The organism is Methanococcoides sp. DA23 (assembly GCF_057593895.1).
Genome location: NZ_CM172520.1, coordinates 1,916,952 through 1,937,333, shown reverse-complemented (window position 1 = coordinate 1,937,333; position 20,382 = coordinate 1,916,952). Strand labels below are relative to the sequence as shown.

20 protein-coding genes and 2 pseudogenes are annotated in these 20,382 nt (G+C 43.7%); 16 read left to right on the top strand and 6 right to left on the bottom strand.

Annotation, left to right across the window (positions count from 1 at the left end; translation table 11 throughout):
• Window positions 1-35: 35 nt before the first annotated feature.
• Window positions 36-320: a DUF427 domain-containing protein gene (locus AC20MK_RS09615; RefSeq protein WP_487355601.1), complete on the top strand. Its 285-nt coding sequence runs from the start codon at window positions 36-38 to the stop codon at window positions 318-320.
• Between the two features lies 1 nt (window position 321).
• Here AC20MK_RS09615 and AC20MK_RS09610 read toward each other — a convergent pair whose 3' ends face one another.
• From AC20MK_RS09610 to AC20MK_RS09600, 3 genes are all read right to left on the bottom strand, one after another.
• Window positions 322-480 (bottom strand): hypothetical protein, encoded by a 159-nt coding sequence (locus AC20MK_RS09610; RefSeq protein ID WP_487355600.1) that lies wholly within the window; start codon window positions 478-480, stop codon window positions 322-324.
• A gap of 144 nt (window positions 481-624) precedes the next feature.
• Window positions 625-1,260, bottom strand: a complete 636-nt coding sequence (locus tag AC20MK_RS09605; protein WP_487355599.1) for a CDGSH iron-sulfur domain-containing protein — start codon at window positions 1,258-1,260, stop codon at window positions 625-627.
• 28 nt (window positions 1,261-1,288) lie between these two features.
• Window positions 1,289-2,065: a mechanosensitive ion channel family protein gene (locus tag AC20MK_RS09600; RefSeq protein ID WP_487355598.1), complete on the bottom strand. Its 777-nt coding sequence runs from the start codon at window positions 2,063-2,065 to the stop codon at window positions 1,289-1,291.
• 530 nt (window positions 2,066-2,595) lie between these two features.
• Between AC20MK_RS09600 and AC20MK_RS09595 the strand changes: the two genes are divergently transcribed.
• The 11 genes from AC20MK_RS09595 (at window position 2,596) to AC20MK_RS09545 (ending at window position 11,472) form a co-directional block, all read left to right on the top strand.
• Window positions 2,596-3,099, top strand: coding sequence for a MarR family winged helix-turn-helix transcriptional regulator (locus AC20MK_RS09595; RefSeq protein ID WP_487355597.1), 504 nt, complete (start codon window positions 2,596-2,598; stop codon window positions 3,097-3,099).
• Window positions 3,059-5,497, top strand: a complete 2,439-nt coding sequence (locus AC20MK_RS09590; RefSeq protein WP_487355596.1) for a hydrophobe/amphiphile efflux-3 (HAE3) family transporter — start codon at window positions 3,059-3,061, stop codon at window positions 5,495-5,497. The genes AC20MK_RS09595 and AC20MK_RS09590 overlap by 41 nt, the downstream gene beginning before the upstream one ends.
• Window positions 5,497-6,600, top strand: coding sequence for a COG1361 S-layer family protein (locus AC20MK_RS09585; RefSeq protein WP_487355595.1), 1,104 nt, complete (start codon window positions 5,497-5,499; stop codon window positions 6,598-6,600). The genes AC20MK_RS09590 and AC20MK_RS09585 overlap by 1 nt, the downstream gene beginning before the upstream one ends.
• 48 nt (window positions 6,601-6,648) lie before the next feature.
• Window positions 6,649-7,785, top strand: a complete 1,137-nt coding sequence (locus AC20MK_RS09580; protein ID WP_487355594.1) for a COG1361 S-layer family protein — start codon at window positions 6,649-6,651, stop codon at window positions 7,783-7,785.
• 223 nt (window positions 7,786-8,008) lie between these two features.
• Window positions 8,009-9,235, top strand: a complete 1,227-nt coding sequence (locus tag AC20MK_RS09575) for a translation initiation factor IF-2 subunit gamma (protein ID WP_487355593.1) — start codon at window positions 8,009-8,011, stop codon at window positions 9,233-9,235.
• Complete coding sequence (locus tag AC20MK_RS09570; protein WP_487355592.1) at window positions 9,232-9,597, top strand: PIN domain-containing protein; 366 nt, start codon at window positions 9,232-9,234, stop codon at window positions 9,595-9,597. The genes AC20MK_RS09575 and AC20MK_RS09570 overlap by 4 nt, the downstream gene beginning before the upstream one ends.
• Window positions 9,598-9,658: 61 nt before the next feature.
• A complete protein-coding gene (locus AC20MK_RS09565) occupies window positions 9,659-10,237 on the top strand; it encodes a DNA-directed RNA polymerase (protein WP_487355591.1) in 579 nt (192 codons plus the stop codon).
• A gap of 16 nt (window positions 10,238-10,253) precedes the next feature.
• A complete protein-coding gene (gene spt4 / locus AC20MK_RS09560; protein WP_487355590.1) occupies window positions 10,254-10,439 on the top strand; it encodes a transcription elongation factor subunit Spt4 in 186 nt (61 codons plus the stop codon).
• A gap of 1 nt (window position 10,440) precedes the next feature.
• Complete coding sequence (locus AC20MK_RS09555) at window positions 10,441-11,022, top strand: GTP-dependent dephospho-CoA kinase family protein (RefSeq protein ID WP_487355589.1); 582 nt, start codon at window positions 10,441-10,443, stop codon at window positions 11,020-11,022.
• Entirely contained in the window at window positions 11,012-11,320 is a 309-nt protein-coding gene (locus AC20MK_RS09550) for a 30S ribosomal protein S24e (RefSeq protein ID WP_487355588.1), read from the top strand. The genes AC20MK_RS09555 and AC20MK_RS09550 overlap by 11 nt, the downstream gene beginning before the upstream one ends.
• Before the next feature lie 2 nt (window positions 11,321-11,322).
• A complete protein-coding gene (locus tag AC20MK_RS09545) occupies window positions 11,323-11,472 on the top strand; it encodes a 30S ribosomal protein S27ae (RefSeq protein ID WP_487355587.1) in 150 nt (49 codons plus the stop codon).
• Between the two features lie 92 nt (window positions 11,473-11,564).
• Here the strand turns inward: AC20MK_RS09545 and AC20MK_RS09540 are convergent, their stop codons facing one another.
• From AC20MK_RS09540 to AC20MK_RS09530, 3 genes are read right to left on the bottom strand one after another with little or no spacing between them, the layout of a single operon-like run.
• A complete protein-coding gene (locus AC20MK_RS09540; RefSeq protein ID WP_487357098.1) occupies window positions 11,565-11,963 on the bottom strand; it encodes a response regulator in 399 nt (132 codons plus the stop codon).
• A gap of 13 nt (window positions 11,964-11,976) precedes the next feature.
• Window positions 11,977-14,484 (bottom strand): histidine kinase dimerization/phosphoacceptor domain -containing protein, encoded by a 2,508-nt coding sequence (locus tag AC20MK_RS09535; RefSeq protein ID WP_487355586.1) that lies wholly within the window; start codon window positions 14,482-14,484, stop codon window positions 11,977-11,979.
• 17 nt (window positions 14,485-14,501) lie between these two features.
• On the bottom strand, window positions 14,502-15,290 hold the full coding sequence (locus tag AC20MK_RS09530; RefSeq protein ID WP_487355585.1) for a helix-turn-helix transcriptional regulator: 789 nt from the start codon (window positions 15,288-15,290) through the stop codon (window positions 14,502-14,504).
• Window positions 15,291-15,629: 339 nt separating this feature from the next.
• Between AC20MK_RS09530 and mtbC the strand changes: the two are divergent.
• The 4 genes and pseudogenes from mtbC to AC20MK_RS09510 form a co-directional block, all read left to right on the top strand.
• Window positions 15,630-16,271, top strand: a pseudogene (gene mtbC / locus AC20MK_RS09525) (dimethylamine corrinoid protein MtbC); the annotation flags it as partial.
• An 18-nt stretch (window positions 16,272-16,289) separates the two neighbouring features.
• Window positions 16,290-17,693 (top strand): annotated as a pseudogene (mtbB, locus tag AC20MK_RS09520) ([dimethylamine--corrinoid protein] Co-methyltransferase).
• A gap of 99 nt (window positions 17,694-17,792) precedes the next feature.
• Window positions 17,793-19,301: an APC family permease gene (locus tag AC20MK_RS09515; RefSeq protein WP_487355584.1), complete on the top strand. Its 1,509-nt coding sequence runs from the start codon at window positions 17,793-17,795 to the stop codon at window positions 19,299-19,301.
• 120 nt (window positions 19,302-19,421) lie between these two features.
• Window positions 19,422-20,327 carry a GAF domain-containing protein gene (locus AC20MK_RS09510; RefSeq protein ID WP_487355583.1) on the top strand — a complete coding sequence of 302 codons (906 nt, stop codon included), beginning with the start codon at window positions 19,422-19,424 and terminating at the stop codon, window positions 20,325-20,327.
• Window positions 20,328-20,382: the final 55 nt, after the last annotated feature.

Genomic DNA, 20,382 nt, shown 5'->3' with positions numbered 1-20,382 from the left:
CGATGTTCTTCAACTATTTTTAAGGAGTGGTTATTATGGCAATAGCAAAATGGAATGGAGTTATACTTGCGGAAAGTGATTCGGTAAAAGAGATCGAAGGGAATCTTTATTTTCCACCTGAGTCGGTGAACAAAGAATATCTAAGGGAGTCGGACACCAGGTCAACATGTCCCTGGAAGGGTCTGGCACATTATTTTGACATCGTTGTCAACGGGGAGGTAAATAATGACGCTGCCTGGTCCTATCCTGAACCGAAAGAGGCAGCAAAAGAGATAACGGGTCATTTTGCTTTTTGGAAAGGGGTTGAGGTAGTTCCTTAATCTACCCTTTTTGTGCTTGCAGCCATCTTATAGCCTGTATCAAATAACCGGAATTTATTGGAATGGAAAGGTCATTTGACTCAGCTTCAAGTTCTTCGTGGTAGGCCTGCTTCATTTCGTCGATATGTTCAAGGAATTCAGTTTTCTCTCTTCCTTTCAATGAGTGGTAGAAGTTTTTGGAGAACTAGGTCCGCATCACCCACGATCCCTGCATCAACATCCTGCCCTTCCGCTTCTTCATCATAGGCTCAGTTACAGACGGAACACCTATATTTTCCATGTTCAGTCCTCACATAAAGTAATTTTAGTTCTTCTCGTCTTTGAATCCAACGTGCCAGTGTTCTCCGCTACAGAATGGCTTGTTCTTTGAAGCACCACATCTGCAAAGGGTGAAATGTTCTTTTGATTCGGGAGTGTTTCCCTCAGGATCATCAAGCTCGATCCCGCCGACAGCATCGTAGGGTCCGTCCTTTGTGGCAGTGAGGCCTGGTTCTCTGTCTATCTCTTTGTGCAAGACTCCGTCCTTTGTGTAACTAAGGGCACCGGATGGGCACATCTCTACGACCCTGATTATGTCTTCAACATTTGCGCCATTGGGTTCGATCCATGGCTCAACCTTCATTCTGAAAACGGTTGGCAGATTGTCTGTACAGTATCCACGATGGGAGCATACACCCCTGTTGTCATGGATGGTGATCTCTTTTCCAACATAGTCATCGACTTTATCGGGCTGCCTGCCTTCGTCCTTTTCGCCTTTGAATCCCACTTTTAAATGTGTTCCATCGCAGAACGGTTTGTTCGATGAATGGCCACAGCGACAAAGGGCTACCATGGGTTGCGGTTCGAAAGTATCACCCTTTGAGTTCTTCAGGTCGTTCAGTTCCTTTGCAATATATGGTCCGTTCGTTGATGGCTGAATGGATGTTTTGTTCTCTGTCATTTATTAAACCCCCCTAAAATAAAAATGATCATTCCTTTTCCATATGTACGTCCAGTTGTGGGAATGGGATCTCGATTCCTGTTTCTTTGTATGCTTTCAGAATGCCGTTCATCAATGCAACTTTTACTCCCAAGTAATCTCCAGTATTCGTCCATGCACGAAGTTGGAGGTTCACTGATGAATCTGCGAGTGCAGTGGTAATAACAGCAGGTGCAGGTTCTGCAAGGATCATTGAATTGTCTTTCATAAGTTCCATGGCAACCTTTAGTGCATCTTCGAGTTTGGTATCGTAGCTGACTCCCACATCAACCTCAACTCTTCTGGTGGGCATTCTTGTTGCATTGACAATAGGGCTTCCCCATATCAGTTTATTTGGTATTGTGATGAGCTTGTTGTCAGGGCTGAGCAGTTCGGTTGCCATGATCCCTACTTCATGTACGCTTCCTGAATATCCGGATACCTCCAAGTACTCGCCCTTATCGAAAGGTCGAAGGGTGGCGATCCAGATGCCTGCTGCAATATTTGTTAATGTGTCCTGCATTCCAAAGCCAAGGATCAGTCCGATAACTGCTGAAAGCCCGACAATGACCGAACTAATGTCTGCTCCAAGCATTGATACTGTTGCAAGGATGACTGCGACATAGAGAAGTGCGAGGATGAATTTTGACAGAAATTCCACGATAAGTTCCGGTAGATTCGTTTTCTTCAATCCGTTCTTGAATATCCCTATGAGGACCTTTGCAACAATGATGCCTAATACGAGTACTATCAATGCTGATAGAAGGTTAAAATAGGTCAATTCCATGTATGGTATGTTTTGAGATAACGTTGTACCAACTCCTCAGTTTTATTCAGTATCTAACATTCTGTGGTCATAGTAGATATATAGTACCTGTTCATTCCAAAATTCCTTATTCTTCTTCTAATGAATGAATATTTGAAGATTTTTTGATACATCTTTAATAATCATTGACAAAATCTTTTTATACAATAAATTCTGTTTAGGGGCTGACTCCAAACGAGGAGGTGTGTCCAATTCCACTCCTCCTCCAACTCATTCATAGCATTTATTTTTCCGATTCTCTATCTCATTAATGTACTGCAAGATCATGTTTTCTATCTTGTTTTCGATTACTTTTTTTCATGGATATTCTCTTTTATAAACAGGGCGATTTATAGTCATGTACGCATATTTGAATTCATACTCGATATTTAACACGAAAGGTTTATATCTATTTGGTAATATTAGAAAATCTAACCATTCGATTATCGAATTATGCTCTTATCGAATCTTGGGTGGTCAAGTTATGCTCATAAAAATTAAGGAGGTGCACTGTGGATAAAACAAAACAAATGGTAGAGTTGCATCTTGAAATTGACTATCTGAAAAGAAAAATGGAGAGCAACCTTGTAGGTCAGTTCGTTGAAAAAGATGATATTTGTTTGAACAAAACCGCAAATAAAGCTATTCATTTTATAAAACGTGAAGGAGAGGTCATGCCTTCCAATCTTGCAAAATATCTGGAGATCAAGAAGAGTAGTGCTACAAGCCTGATAGATTCTCTTGAAACTGAGGGGCTTGTTTATCGAAAGGATGATCCTTCTGATCGTAGAAAAACATTATTGGGTCTTACTGAAAAGGGGCTAGAACGATCTGAATATATGATCGATAAAATGTGCAGTGTCGCATCAGAATGCATGTCCGATCTGAGCGATGAGGATATTGATGAAGCACTAAATGCACAGAAGATCCTTGTCAAATTCCATAAACATATGCACTCTAATGCTCTTTTGCTCCTTGAGAAGATGGCTCAGGATAAACGTTCGGATAATAATTGAGGAGGTAGTCATCATAAAGAACTTATTCGAAAAACTGGGAATCTTTATTGAGAACAATACTATCCCTATACTATTAGTAGCCTTATTACTCGTCCTTGTCTCTGTCCAGGGTGCACAGAACATTACTATGGAATCCGGAACTGATACATTTGTTGAGAAAACTTCCCAGCTTTATCAGGATTTTGATCACCTCTATATGAACATCTTCGGTACGGAAGCCATTGTTATAATTATAGAGGACGGACAGGTAAATGATCCCGCTTTGTTGCAGGCGATGGACCGGCTTGATCATATGTCTTCGTCGCTGCCTGGTGTAGTGGATGTTCAAAGTCTCGCAACAGTTGTTAAAGATGCTCATTTTGGTCTTACCGGTGATGCATCACTGCCTGAAGACAAAGCAGTACTACAGTCTCTGATCGATGATCATGTTCCTGAACACCTGATGCCTGACAGTACTCACACACTTGTTTATGTCGAGATCGCAGGTTCGTTGACTGATGAACAGAAACAGGAGATACTGAGAGAGGTCGAAACATCTGTAACCTTTGCAGAATTCCCTCCTGACTATAATATAGTGGTTACCGGGGAACCAGCTTTCATGGTCTCCATGAACAACGCAATGATGTCGAGTATGGGTGTATTGCTTGGGCTTTCAGTTGTCCTGATGATCGTTGTACTGTATCTTGTGTTCGGTCATGTCAGGTGGAGGTTAATGCCTCTTGCTATTGTTCTGCTGGGTATCATATACACATTTGGTGCCATGGGCTATCTGGAGATCCCAATGACCATGGTCTCAATGGCTGCATTCCCTGTACTGATCGGTCTGGGTATAGATTATGCCATCCAGTTCCATAATCGTATAGAGGAGGAGCTTGAACGTGGTGAGACGCCGGCAGAGGCAGTGGTGGATACCATCAAGCACACCGGTCCTGCTGTCCTGATCGCACTTATAATCACAGCACTAGGATTCTTTTCCCTTTTAACATCAAGCGTACCTATGATACAGGACTTTGCGAAGCTGCTTCTCATAGGTATTTCGATGTGCTTCCTTGCTTCCCTGTTCGTAGGTGTGACTGTGATATATGGTCTTGACAACATGCAATCCATACGCAAGGAGAAGTTCGGACACTTGTCCCTGAGGGGTAAAAACAAATCAAAGGCATCATCTCCCGGTACTGGAGAACCCAAACCGGACATTCTGGACAGGATGCTGGGTCGTACTACTCATTTCACCATAAAACATCCTTTCATGATCCTGTCCATTGCTGTTCTGCTTTGTGCTGGTGGCCTGGTGGCTGATACTCAGGTGGGGATCCAGACAGATACGGAAACTTTTGTCCCACAGGACCTGCCGGCATTGATCCAACTGGGGCATCTTTCTGATATTACAGGTGGTGAGGACCAGTTGAACATTATCATCAAGACTGACAATGTTGCTGATCCTGATACCTTGAAATGGATGGATGAGTTCAGTTCTCATGAAGTAGATAGCCGTAACAATATCATTGGGGCGGAAAGCATGGCCAGTGTCATTAAGTCGATGAATGGCGGTATGATCCCTGAAAGTGAGTCTGAGATCAGATATCTATATGAACAGATACCTGCTCAGCAAAAAGACCGTTTCATGTACGGTGAGAATATGCTTCTGCTTAACCTGAACGTTGGTGACGTAATGGGAAGCATTGGTATGGAGGGGTTTGAAGTCCTCACGGATATTGTCAGGGATGATATACTGTGGATGTCCCCGCCTCCCGGAATGACAGCTACGATAACCGGAAGCAACGTTGTGTTCATAGAAGTTATCGATGCGCTGACCTCAGGACGCATCTTTATGACATACCTGGGATTGGGAATGGTATTCGGTGGACTGCTTCTTATCTACCGCGACCTTCTCAAGGCTCTTGTGCCGGTAGTGACAATGTTCATGGTCATTGGCTGGTCTGGAGGACTGATGTACCTGCTGGGTATGGAATACAATCCAATGACAGCTACACTGGGGGCACTCATCCTTGGTGTGGGTTCCGAGTATGCTGTACTTATGATGGAGAGATATTTTGAGGAAAAGGGGAAAGGTGCCAGTCCTGAAGAAGCAATGACCGAAGCAGGGGTAAAGATCGGAAAAGCGATAGTCACTTCCGGACTTACGACACTGTTCGGTTTCTGTGCACTGGTAGCTTCCGATTTCAATATGATCAGCGGCTTCGGTATGATCACTGTAATAGATGTAGGGCTTGCTCTATTCGCAACATTTGTGATCTTCCCGCCTGTGATGGTATTGCTCGACAATTTCCGCGAAAAGAGGATGGCAAAAAAAATAATGCCTGGTGCATTCGAAGATAATATAGAAACGATCGACATTGCAAAATATAGCACTGACCCGGAGGCTGATGCCTTTTGATGAACTGTAAAAACAAACAAAAGAACAGATGTGTGAATTCAGTTGTCATAGTGGCTGTCCTGCTGACTGCGATATTGTTCGCAGTAACCGCATCTCCTGTAGCAGGAGCAAAAGAGTTCGTACAGCCGACCTATGAGTTCTCGACCAATTATTATGATGCCTACGGTGAACCTGATCTCTATGTTTCCGTTATTGGGGACACTGAGTTCGAGAGGGGTGAGACTGCACAGGTACGCGTTGTCCTTTCGAACAGGGGTGTGCTGTATGGTTTCAAGGCCAAGACCTACGTGGATACGGAAAATGGTGATCATGCAAAGTCCCTGAAAGAGCTCGAATATGAGTCATTGAGGACCACTGCATTTGGCTTAAAGACTGAGATGGTCTCGACCACTGATTATATAGAGGTCGATCCGATCACAAGTATCCAGACACTCGAGAGTCTGTACCCGGGAGTATTGCCGGATGACTCGATGTCCTTTACCATTACCATCTCCGATAACGCACCGGCTGGCACTTATATGCTCCTACTTCCTGTCAGTTATGAGTTCCAGAATGAGGTTGAGATGACTGACGGAAGTATTGTCAGACTTGGTCTGCCTGACCTTGATCATACAACATTCTACAAGACAAGGATCACTACCCTTCAGATCCCGGTTATCGTTGAACCAGCTGCAAAGTTCGTTGTGTCCGATGTGGAGGGAGAGCTTACATCCGGTCAGTCCGGTATCATCAATGTGACCTACACAAATGTGGGCGAGGTCGAAGCAGCTGATGCTTTTGCCAGGATAGTTGTTATGAAACCGCTTAGCTCGGACAGATCGGTTGTAAACCTGGGTACTATTGCACCCGGGGAGAGCAAGAGCGCTTCATTCGATCTTGCTGCAGATATCTCTGCGGTGGAGAAGGATTACGGAATTGACAGTGAGATCAAATATCGTGATGAGGACGGTGAAATTGAGTTCTCGGACAACATTATTGTTGAGGTGCCGCTCAAGTCAAGGGATGCAGGTATAAGCATCACTATGCTGGCAATTGCGGGAATTCTCCTGTTGGTAGCTTACATGGGATATAATACGATACGCAGGAAGAATAACAAAAAATAATATTTAAACTGAAAAATTATCGAATTAATATTATGAAGAGGACTAATTATGTTTAAAATGACCGATTCCAGATACGCTTTGCCAATCATGGCTTCACTTGCTGTCCTGCTGCTTTTTATAGCACCGGTACATGCCGCGTCTACACTGCCATCGAATGGTGAGTTCACGGCAGCTAATGCGGAACTACCTGATTTCTTCAATTTTGATGAGAACTACTATACAGTATATGGTGGTCCGGATGTGACCGCGACTCTCCTCGGCGACAATGAGTTTGAACGCGGTGATACTGTCACACTGAAACTCGATCTTATGAACAAAGGTCTGATCACAGGTTTCAGGTCCGAGGAAGATGACTTCTACCTTACTAAGCTGGAACAGAAGTTGCAGAACACTGAAATGTCCTATGAGTCCCAGCGAACGACAGCTATCGGTATTGTTGCTGTCCTGACCCCTCTTGATCCTGCTGTAAAAGTAAAGTCCGGTCCTCAGGAAGCAGGTACTCTCGTATCAGGGCAGAAGACCGAGTCGCCTGTCAGCTTTAACATCGAGATCTCAGATAATACAGAGGCAGGCGGCTACCCTATGCGCCTTGATCTCTATTATGGATACCAGAAGAATGTCCAGATAAATGGTGACAATGAAACTGACCTTGGTATTACAAATATGGAGGTTGGACTCTGGTACGACATGGGTACACAGAACACGACCTTCGACATATATGTGAAGGATGAGGCAAGATTTGAAGTGACCAACGTAACTGGTGAACTCTATCCTGGTTCGGAAAGCATGATATATGTTACTTATGAGAACACAGGCGACCTTCCAGCAAAGGATGCTACTGTGAGGATAAGTGCGGCTGATCCGTTCAGTACTACTGATGATCAGGCATTTTTGGGCACACTTGGATCAGGTGAGAGCACAGTTGCGGTTTTCAAGCTTAAGGTCGATGAGCTTGCAGTTCCAAAGGCTTATGCCTTGAACAGTGAGGTCAAGTATGAGGATATCGATGGGCATGACCAGATATCTGATACAGTGAAGATCAAGACCGATGTACTTCCGGCATCTGCAAATTCTGATGGTCCCAATATGTTGGTGATCATTGGTGCAGGTGTGGTCATAGTGCTTGCAGTTGCGGGATATTTTGTTTATCGAAGCATGTCTTCAAAGAAAATTAGCGGTAAGTGATCTTATCGCCTTTATTTTTTTAAGTGCTTTTTTATTGTTATGCTTTGATCGCTCTGTCTGATATAACATAACTAATAAGTATAGTATGATATTATTCTGGTTGAAATCACTTATATATTAGGAATGACATGGTATCACAAACTTTAAAGCAGTTACATTTAATTTAGATAATCTATATTACATTACACTTTTATTTTAGCCCGATAGGGAGGGAAATCAAAAATTGAGTCAGCCTTGTGTTAATATTGGCATGGTGGGTCATGTCGATCATGGAAAAACGACGCTTGTAAGCGCGCTGTCCGGTGTATGGACAGATACGCACAGTGAAGAAATGAAGCGTGGTATATCTATTAGATTAGGGTATGCAGATACTACTTTCAGGAAGTGTCCTGACTGCCCTGAGCCTCAGGGACTTAGCGTTGCTAAGACCTGTGAGCACTGTGGTACTAAAACGGAAGAGGTCCGTACAGTGTCATTTGTAGATTCTCCTGGTCACGAGACCTTGATGGCAACAATGCTCTCCGGGGCTGCTATCATGGATGGAGCTATTCTTGTCATTGCTGCGAACGAGGAATGTCCTCAGCCACAGACAAAGGAACACCTTATGGCTCTGAACATCATCGGTATCAAGAATATCGTGATCGTGCAGAACAAGATAGACCTTGTTCCAAAGGAAAAGGTCATTGAACATTATCATCAGATCAAGGAATTCGTTAAAGGAACGGTTGCAGAGGATGCACCAGTTGTTCCGATCTCCGCACAGCAGAACATCAATATCGATGTTCTCATTAGCGCGATGAACGAAATGATCCCAACTCCAGTGCAGAAACTTGACAAGCCTGCCCACTTGCTTATTGCAAGGTCTTTCGATATCAACAAACCTGGAACTCCTATTGATAAGATCTCAGGTGGCGTTATTGGCGGAACCCTTACAGCAGGTACCTTAAAAGCAGGTGACGATATTGAGATCCGTCCTGGTCGTAAGGTCGAGAGCGAGAACGCTGTTAGGTGGGAACCTATCTTCACCAACATCAATCTTATAATCGCAGGAAAGGATAAGGTCGATGAGGCAACTCCTGGTGGATTGCTTGCATTGGGTACCGGTCTGGACCCAAGCATCACAAAGAGTGATTCCCTTACGGGACAGGTTGCAGGTATGCCTGGCACATTGCCGCCAACACGTGATTCTTTCACTCTTGAACTGAAGTTGCTTGAACGTGTGGTGGGTGTATCCGATGAGGAATCCATTGGTAAGATCAAGACAAGTGAACCTCTGATGCTCAATGTCGGTACTGCAACTACTGTAGGTATCGTTACGAGTGCACGTGAGGATGTCGCAGAGGCAAAGTTGAAGCGTCCTGTATGTGCTGAGGCCGGTTCCATGGTAGCTATCAGCAGGCGTATTGGTTCACGCTGGCGACTTATTGGTGTTGGAGTAATCAAAGATTGAAGGTTATAATCGATACGAACGGTTTCATGATACCGGTTCAGTTCAAAGTAGACATCTTTGGTGAATTGGGGCGCCTCGGGTACGATGAGTTCGTTGCGCCCCTGGCGGTCATCAATGAGCTCAAGGCACTGGTCAAGAAGTACAGGGGCGAGAACAAAACCGCTGCAAAGGTTGGACTTTCGTTATCAGATAGATGTACTCTCGTGGAAAGGGCAGGAATTGCGGACGATATCATCCTCCAGCTTGCTCTTGATATGGATGCAGCAGTGCTAACCAATGATGTTGGTCTGGTAAAGCGTCTTAATGATGCGAATGTTACTGTTGTGCGTTTGCGTCAGAAGAACCGTTTGGATATAATGTGACCATCATATTATAATTTTAGTAGCAGTTTAAATTAATGCAGGGCATATTGGAGATCGAGATATGTATAAAAGGATGAAACTTAAGGACACGATCCGTGTAGCTCCCCGTCTGTTGGGCGAAGATGTAGGGGTTAGCGTAAAGGATGCGTTAAAGGAGAAGCTTGAGGGCAGGGTCGATAAGGCACTGGGCTCCATTGTCGCTGTCACTGATATCGAAGAGATAGGTGAAGGGCATATCCTTGTAGGAGACGGTGCTGTCTATTACGATGTGATCTTTGAAGCTATTGTATTCGTCCCAATACTTCAGGAGGTCATGGAAGGTCTGGTAGTAGAGACTGTAGAATTCGGTGCTTTCGTCAGCATTGGTGCTATGGATGGTCTTTTACACGTTAGCCAGATAACTGATGATTTCATGTCCTACGATGGTAAGAATGGTAGGCTTATTAGCAAGGTAGGAAACCGTACTCTTTCAGAAGGTGACAAAGTGCGTGCCCGTATCGTTGCTGTGAGCACCAATGAGAGAGAACCAAGGGACAGTAAGATCGGCCTGACGATGCGTCAGCATGCTCTGGGCAGGTTCGAATGGCTTGAAGATGCACGCAAGCCTAAGTCCGAAGAATCTAAAAATAAAGATGAATAATCCGGGGTGTTTCTAAATGGTAGATCAGGTATGCCGTGAATGTCACAGGATCGTTTCAGGTCAGACATGTCCTGTCTGCGCCTCAAGTAATTTGAGTGCTGACTGGAGCGGACTTGTCATTATCGTTGATCCTCAACGTTCCATAATAGCAGAAATGATCGGCGTTGAAGTTGCCGATAAATACGCTTTGAAGGTGCGGTAAGTTGGGTTTATATATTTCCTTACCAGAAAGCCTTCGGCCTCTTTTAAGGAAACCTTTCGGGGTCTTGTACACAGGTACTGGCGGTGATGCTGTCAGAAGTCTTGTAGATGACCTCGATAATCCCACAAAACTTATATCCGTGGGAGATGTTACTACTTTTCACTTGCTAGATTCAAATATCATTCCAGATATTCTTATCGTGGATGATAGGACAAAAAGGGCACCAGCTTCATCACAGGTCGTGTATGGAACAAAACATAAGGGTTTCACTGAGATAACAGTGGATAATCCTCCCGGGGTAATAACCGAGGATCTGATCGGTGTGATAAGCGATGCGATCTTGTCTGATAAACATGTTCGAATTTTCGTACAAGGCGAAGAAGATCTTGCAGCCTTGCCTGCGATACTAATGGCACCTCTTAATTCGGTGGTCCTTTATGGTCAACCGGATAAAGGTGTAATGTTTGTAAGGGTTACGGAATTCATAAAAGCAGAACTTAAGGATCTATTTGATAAGATTCTTGAAGATCAGGATCATAAAGAACAGTTACATAACGTGCGGAGGAAATTAAATGGATATTAATATTACTGAAGATAAAAACAATGCGCTTCTCAACAGGCGTGAATTGAAGTTCGATGCAACATTCGAGGGTTCCACACCTTCAAGGATCGATGTCAGGGGCAAACTGGCTGCAATGCTTAACGCACCCCTTGAACTTGTCATCCTTCAGAAGTTCGAGAACAGCTATGGTATGTCTGCAGCAAATGGCTATGCAAAGATCTACGAAGATGCAGCACGCATGAAGGTCGTAGAGAAAGAATATGTCCTCAAAAGGAACGAACTTCCTGAGGCAGAAGTTGTAGAAGAAGCAGGTGAGTAAACATGGCTGTCAAAGACTACTATAAAGTAAACGGCGAATCCATTGAAAGGCTAAGGCAGTTCTGCCCACGCTGTGGCGATGGTGTATATCTTGCAAACCACAAGGACAGACTTACCTGTGGCAAATGCGGATACACTGAATTCAAGAAATAATATTGACAAATAGCATCACCTTTGATGTGATGCTTTTTTTTTTAGTTTTTACTTTTAATAACCCAGGCTGAACAGCTTTTGCCATGGATGGTTTAAGCTCTTTCAAGCTCTTTCTCTTCTCTGTAATTGCGAAGTGCAAGCTCAATTGTCGTATGAAGACTGTTCTCTTCAAAAGGCTTGATAATATATCCGTAAGGCTTTGTCCTTTTAGCTCTTTCCAATATCTTCTCATCCGAATAGGCAGTTAGGAATACCACTGGGACCTCAAAGCGCTTTCTAATCTGATCTGCAGCTTCGACTCCGTCCATATCACCTTTTAGCATAATGTCCATCAATATAAGGTCCGGGAATGTTATTTCTGCCTTACTGATCGCCTCTTCTCCTGATGATGCGATACTGGGGACAAGGTATCCAAGGTTCTTAAGCATCTTCTTAATACCTAATGCGACGATCTTCTCGTCTTCCACTATCAGTATCTTGACCTGGCTCATCATTTACCCTCTTTCAATTGTATTTTTCTTCCGTAAATTTTATTATGAACTTTGTTCCATTGTCCTTTTCAAGCTCAATGTTCCCATCTATCTGCTCAACAAGGTTCGTCACAAGCTGTAATCCAAGGGATTCTGTATCCCTGAAATCTATATCATCTGGTATGCCACTGCCATTATCGCTGACCGTTAGCATAAAATCATCTCCAATATGTTCAATATCTACGGATATGATACCTTTCTCGTTCTCATCCTTATCCTCGAATGCATACTTAAGGGAGTTAGAAACAAGCTCATTGATGATAATTCCAAGTGGAACTGCAGTATCCATGTTAAGGAAAACATCTGCGACATCAAGATCGATGGCGATATTCCTGTTACCTACTACGTAGGATTGGGAGAGGTATGTAATAAGATTCTTTGTATAATCTGCAAAATCGATACTTTCCATATCCTCGGACTGATATAACTTCTCATGGACAAGTGCCATTGTCCTGACCCTGTCCTGACTGTTCTTGAAAGCATCCCTTACCTTTTTATCCTTGAACTTATCAGACTCCAGATACAACAGTGTTGATATCACCTGCAGGTTATTCTTGATACGATGATGTATCTCTTTCTTGCGAATTTCCTCAACCTTCAATAATGCCTCCTCTGCACGTTTTCTTTCATCGATATTTACAATGATCCCTTGTAGATGATCCACATTTCCTTCTGCATCACGGCGGATGAATGTCCTCTCATCAGCCCATACAATTTTACCATATTTGGTAAGTATCCGGTATTCAATGGTAAACTCATTTGCCCCTTCATCGCATTTTTTTTGTAGCTGTTCCTGCACTTTTTGAAGGTCCTGGGGGTAAACAATATCTGCATAAGTTACTTTGCCGGATGAGAAATCCTCAAGTGAATATCCAAACTGCGAAATGTTCTTTGATACGAACTCAATAGGCCATCCCTTTTCCGCTCTCCACTTGAAAACGATTACAGGACTGTTCTCAACGACCCTCTCCATCTCTTCTTTCATCCGGTTGGAGTGTTCGAGCTCCTCTGAATATCTGATAAGCTCTTCTTGTGCTTTCTTACGTTCAGTGGTCGCACTGTAAAGGGATTCTCTTGTTTTCTCGATACCGTCTGTTAGTATCCTGAAATCTCCTTCTCCTTTTAGTTTGATCTTACGGGTGAAATCCTCATTCTGGAATGCTGTCAGAACAGCGTTCGATTCATCGATAATAGCATTGAGCTTTGTTGCGAAACTATCGAGGGTATCTCCGATATTCTTGAACTCTCCTTTAAGATCGGTTTCTACACGTGTCTGGAGCTCCCCCTTTGCCAGTTCGTTGGTAACTCTCATGGTCTCTGTCATGGGCTGTGTAAAGGCATCAAGGATCTCATTCAAACCTAGCGGTATGTTCTTGAAATCGATATCCACATCTGTATCCGCTCTGGCATGGAGTTCTCCGACCACAGCAGCATCTGACAGGTCCTTAAAATCAGCAACAATCTCATTGATAGGGCTGGTGACAAATCCAGCGATTATAGCCGCAAGTCCTGTCATGAAAATAATCGATATTGTGGATATCACAATCAGGTTGTTGCGCAATTCAGTAACGCCAGCAAGCATTTCATCTTTTGGTACCACGAGGACAAAAGAGAAATTGCCTGTTTCGATGGGCTCATAGAACATCACCACGTTCTTTCCTGTTGTAGGGTCGATAGTATCAATAAATCCAGAGTTGCCGACTTTGATCTCATCTGCCATGGCAGTGATCTCGGGGACATCGAAATCATAAAGTGTTCTGTAGCCTATCCAGTCCTTCTGTTCGGGCTGCGAGATAAGGATTCCCGTATTTCCGGTCATGAACGCATATCCTGTATCGAATATCTTCACTTCGCTGACAACTTCATCAAGGTATGTGAGGGATACATCGACCCCGCCTATGCCGACAAATTCATCATCTTTGAAAATAGGCGTAACATAACTTACTATGAACACACCTTCGTAAAAATAGGGGTCAATGATATGATCGACCTTTGTTGTTTTTGGTAACTGGTAATAATCTGATTCCTCATAGTTCAACAATGGGTCAATTGTCAGATCTCCATTGATCCTATTCCAGTATGGTATGAAGCGACCGGTCTCATCATGGCCTTCTGAGTTTATGAAAAGCTGGTCCTTGCCATCAAAGGCATTTGGTTCATAACATACATATGTCCCCAGAAGATTCGGGTTGCGTACTGCCACCTCTTTGAGGATGTCATTCACTTCATCTCTGCTCGCTGATTCATAAGCGTTCATGGAATTGGCAATGGTCTGGCCTATGGCATGATTCTTGCTCATATCGCTGTCGAAATTGTTGGCGAATCCCCTTGCTTTTTCAATCGATTGTTCATAAGCAAGTGTTTCTTCCTGTGAAGTGACCGTTGAAATAATTACGGATGTTGATGTTACCAATACTAATAGAACGCCGACTACGATGAAGAGGATAAGTTTGGATTTAAGGGGTGTGTTCTTCCAGTCCATTTTTTCACTCCCTTATGTTAGAGTTCCGTGATCCTTCTTGAAAGGTTCTGATAGTGAATGAAAAGCTCTTCTCCCCATTCACTGGCACTTTCATCAAAGCTCATGATCTTTCTGTGATCATACATTCCTTCTTTGTTGAAGAAACAGAGATATGTGAATCTTTCAGTTACTGTTATTGTGGTAAGTTTAATGGAATCGTCACAAACGTATAGGTCAGCACTTCCTGATCCTGTTAGAAGCTCCATTTCTTTTGAACAGTCTGTTCTCATACGATTGAATACTGACTCTGTAAATATAAGTGTAAAATCGATCTCTTTTGAAAGGAGGTCTATGAACAATTTGGGATAAAGGGGATGGAAGTACGAGATGAACATTTTCACATTCTTTGAACGTATTATGTTCTCGGTAAATTCTATTGGCAGGTCGAACATGTGATTAAGATCAGGTTCTATCAACATACATTGCCCGAGTTCCCCTATGCGGTATGAAAGGGATTCAGGGATGGATGTAAGGTCCCGGGTTGCCCAGTATTCCATGTTCTCTTCAATGACACCAAGTGTCTTCAACAGGGGTGACATGTTCTTTACAATAATGCGACCGACATCGGATAGCTCATAATCATCAAGTTCGTTCTGGACTATCATGTCCTGTTCTTTGAGTATCTTGATCTGTGGCATCATGGCCTTTGAAGTGACATTAAGTGATGTCTTGATCTGGTCGATGTTCCTTGGACCTTCAACCAATAATAATAAAAGGTTCTTTCTTTTTTCAGAAAGCCATATAGTATCACTAAGCGATGATCTCATCTGTTATCTTCTATAAAATCCTGTATCAATAGTAATGACTCTTTCGGTTGTCTATAATAGATAGGTGTCTAAGGAATTGTATTTTTCAAGGTCGTATAACTATTAAATGCATTCTTTCAGCTTATATGCCAAAGCCTTTAGAAATTCTCATGCCTCTGGAATATCCAATACCACTGGTCATTTCTCATGCCATCTGCAATTACCGATGTCAGTAGGACTTACAACTCAAATTATGCTATATATCATACTGTTTTTTCATTCTATGGTAGTGCGGAGTAATATCCTGCTGCCCTGTCAATGTGGTCTTGTCCATATTGATGTAAAGGAGGTTGTAACACGGCAAACGAAGAATTATTTAAAACACTATCCGATGCGGTAGTAAGTTGCAAGAAAGATGATGTGATCGCTGCAGTAGAGAAGGCAAAGGGAAAGGCCCCAGCAGTAGAACTTATTGACAACGGTCTTGCAGCAGGTATGAACGAAGTTGGTGTACTCTTCGAGAGAGGAAAACTCTTCCTTCCACACGTTATGATGGCAGCAGACGCAATGTCCGCAGGTGTTGAATTACTTCAGGATGAGCTTGGAGCAGGCGAAGGCGCATCCACTAAGCTCGGTGTTATTGTAAACGGTACCGTCGAGGGTGACGTTCACGACATCGGTAAGGCGATCGTATCAACAATGCTTCAGGCAGCAGGCTTTGAAGTCCACGATATTGGCAGGGATGTTCCTGTGCAGAACTTCATTGATAAGATCAAGGAAACCAACGCAGATATGGTCGGTCTTTCCGCACTTATGACAACAACCCTTCAGGGCCAGAAAGAAGTTATCGAGCTTCTCAAAGAAAACGGCATGAGGGACAGTGTAAAGGTCATGGTCGGTGGCGCACCAGCAACCGATGCATGGGCAAAGAAATGTGGTGCAGACTGCTATGCAGAAAATGCAAGTGAAGCTGTAGCAAAAGCAAAAGAATTACTTCTCTGATCGTTCGAGGTGTATAATATGGCAACAGAATATTTCTTAAGAATGGGTGACGGTCAGAAGATCTTCATGACAAAGGAAGACATCCTTGCTGACATCGAAGCAGGTTGTGCTGACGCAGCAGACCTCGGTGACATCCCAGCACTTTCCGAAGATGAAATGGACCATATGCTTGACATCATCACTGCACCTGGCAGGATAGTCGGTGTAGATCCAGGACTTGAAGTTCCGGTAACACACGACATCGGTGCTATCAGGATCGATGGTGACCAGGGTAACAGTGGTGTAGGTATTCCTGCAAGCAGACTCGTTGGTTCAATGATCCACGAGCGTGCATTTGGCGCAGACACAATGGAACTCGGTCACATCGACTACAGCTTCAAGCCAGTCAAGCCAGTTATCTCCCAGGAGCAGCAGACAATGGAAGTTTGCCAGCAGAACATGGTCATTCCTATGCTCTACGGTGCAATGCCAAACATGGGTCTGTACTACACTCCTGATGGTCCTTTCGAGAACCCAGGCGACCTTATGAAAGCTTTCAAGATCTCTGAAGCTCAGGAATCTATCCAGAAAGCGGGTGACCACGGAATCCGTGACATGGTCTGGATCATGCAGAAACTCCAGGCAGTCGGCTCTGACGGTGTCAACTTCGATACCATCGGTGCAGCTGGCGACGGTGACATGTACGCATCACTTAATGCTATCGAGGCACTCAGAAAAGAGTTCCCTAACATGTACATCAACGCAGGTATGGCAGGAGAACTTGTTCTCGGTATGCACGGTGAACTTGAGTACGATGGTACAAGACTTGCAGGCCTCTGGCCACACCAGCAGGTAGCACTTGCTGAGAAGGCAGGAGCAAACACCTTCGGTCCTGTATGTAACACCAACACCAGCAAGACCTCCGCATGGAACATGGGTCGTTCAGTAACATTCACAAAGGCAGCTGTCGAAGCAGCAAACATTCCATGTCACGCAGATATGGGTATGGGTGTTGGCGGTATCCCAATGCTTGAGACCCCTCCAATAGATGCAGTAACAAGGGCAAGCAAGGCAATTGTTGAGATCGCAGGCGTAGATGGAATATAGATCGGTGTTGGCGACCCACTCGGTATGCCAATCGCACACATCATGGCTTCCGGTATGACCGGTATGAGAGCAGCTGGTGACCTTGTTGCAAGGATGCAGTTCGCAAAGAACATGAGGATCGGAGAAGCAAAGGACTTTGTCGCAAAGAAACTCGGTGTCGAAAATGCAGACCTTTCCGACGAGTTCGTTATGAGAGAGATCAGAGAAGACCTCGATATCGGTGTAATCACCTCTGTGCCAGGTTGCGCAAAGGGTATTGCAGCTAAGATGAACATCGAGAAACTCCTCGACATCGAAATCAACTGCTGTGACACCTTCAGGAAAACAATCGCATAATTTCAATAAAAAGTAGATGGGGCTCTACCCTGTCTTCTTTTTATCTTTTCAGTTTTTTGATTTGGCAGGAAGTATTTATTAGAAAAGGAGTGATGTAATATGTCTGAGGATAAGAAATCGGGTATAGACTGGCAGCACGCAGAACAGTGTGCAAAGGTCGTCTGTGAAGCCGGTGAGCTTGAACGATCGATCGATTGGAAGCAGGGATTGGCTATTGCTATTGGTGTACCTTTATTGATCTTGCCTTCGATTGGCTATTTTGCCAGCTATTTATGGTCATTTGCTATTATTGTATGGGGTCTCTCTGTATTCCAGGGATTTATGCAGAACCTCGCTTATGGTGAACTCGCAACTACATTCCCTAATGCATCCGGTCTGCCTGGATTTGCACAGAATGTTTTCAAATCACCTAATCATGAAGGAAAGTACGACAAGGGTAAACTTATCGGTGGATTCAGTGCATGGAGTTACTGGTTCGCATGGAACCCTGTACTTGCTATCTTCGCAATTCTTATTGGTTTTTATCTTCACAGTTTGTTCCCTTCACTTGCAGCAACTTTCAGCCAGTACCAGCTTTCAATGATCGCAGGTGTTGTGATATTCGGCGGTTTGATCCTTATAAATTATCGTGGACTTTCAAGTGGTGCTACTGTCGGTTATATCCTCGCAGCATTCTCACTTATCCCAATGGCAATTATCACACTGGCTCCTTATGCAACCGGCGACTTCGCAATGTCCAATATCACCAGTACCTGGTTGCCAACTGACTGGGCATGGGATTTCCATCATATCTTGATCTTGCTCGGTATCTTTGCAATGGCTCAGTGGAGTGCTTGCGCATGGGAAACTGCTGCTATCTATGGTCCGGAATATAAGAAACCTGGATCCGATGTACCAAAGGCATTGTTCTCATGTGGTGCTATCTGTCTGGTAGCTTTCATCCTTGTACAGATGACCATTACTGGTGTACTGGGCATCGATGGTATTGCAGCTGCACCAATTGATCCAATGCTTCCACTTGCACAGATAGCACTCGGTAGCTTCGGTTCAACGATCGCTATTGTAATGCTCATTGCAGCAATGGTCTTGATCATCCAGACTGCATACCTTGGTGCTTCAAGAGCAATGCATTCAATGGCAGCAGAAGGTAACCTTCCTAAGGTCTTCAAGCAGACAAACGCACATGGTACTCCTGTACTCGCAATGGTCGTTATCGGTATCTTCAACCTTGTACTGATCTCAATGGGTACTCCCTCAGCTATACTTGCTGCATCAGCGATCGGATATGTTTGTGCTAACGGTATCAGCCTTTTCGCATACGTAAAGGCAAAATCAAGGCCGGACCTTGCTGGTCTTGACAGGCCATTCAAGGCACCAACCGGATGGAAGAACGTTGCATTGATGTTCGGTCTCTTCAACCTTCCACTCTGTCTGATCGGTGTTATCTATCTTAATAGTGTTGAAGGCAGCTGGTTCTCAACAATTGTCGGTATCTGTGTACTTGCTCTGTATGTCCCAATGTGGTTCTATTCACAGCACGAGGCACATACTGACAAGATGGCTGCTATAAATGTAAGTCTGATCCCAGAACTTTCAAGGAAAAAGTAATGGTATAAACAGCTCCTTTATTTGTATAAAGTTCCCGGATCCTTCCGGGAACTTTTCTTTTTTATTCAGCTGACAAGTTTTGATTATCTGATAAGTGTTGTATAAATTATGGGTGGTTCTATGGTTATGATCGAAGGGGTATCTGATGTTTCATACGAGGACCTTGAAGTGGTCTTTGTTTGGAAGTCTGAGTATGGGTGGCCTATTGAATTTGTTTCTGATAATGTTAGCATGTTTGGATATGATGCAGACGATTTCATGTCCAAAAGGTTGAATTATGAAGATATTATTCACCCTGCAGATCTGGAAATGGTTAGGAACGCATTGGCTGTTTATTCTGATGGTCCTGCTGATCCTGATGGGGTATTTGTGCAGGAGTATCGTATTTTCACATCTGATGGTGATGTCAGATGGGTTCGCGAAAAGATACTGATCGTTTATGATGAGTTCGGGTTAATGGAACGTCTGGAAGGTAGTCTCGTTGACATTAGTGATGAAAAGAAGATAACTGATTTTATGTTCATTCAAAGGGAAATGGGAAATGATCTGAATTGGTCTGGCAATCTTGAGGAGTCAATGGATGCTCTTCTTAAACTGACGACCCAGTTAGATGCTATTAATGCCGGTGCTCTTTATATGATGGATGCTGTTACTGGCGGACTTGTCCTCGTAAGGCATAAAGGACTCTCTGATGAGTTTTTGAGTTGTATCTCCTATTTCGATCATAATTCTATTCAGTTCAATTTTGCGGAGAATGGTTTTCCTATATACAAGCATTATTCGGAGATCTACCCTTTTATTTCAGGTTCGTGCTTCAATGATGAAGGCCTTCAGGGTACTGCGATAATTCCTATCCATCATGAGGGTCGTTTTATGGGAATGCTTTTTGCAGCATCATCTTCGGAGTGCATTATTCCTGAGAATGACCGTGATTCTCTTGATGTGATCAAGTCACTTACAGGTCTTTTGATAAATAATGTGAATATGTCTGTGAAGGTTGATGGAATTCAGTTTGACCTTACCTGATATTTTTATTGGGTGTCGCATGATCGTCATCCTGAGCTTTAATGTTTATCTTAGG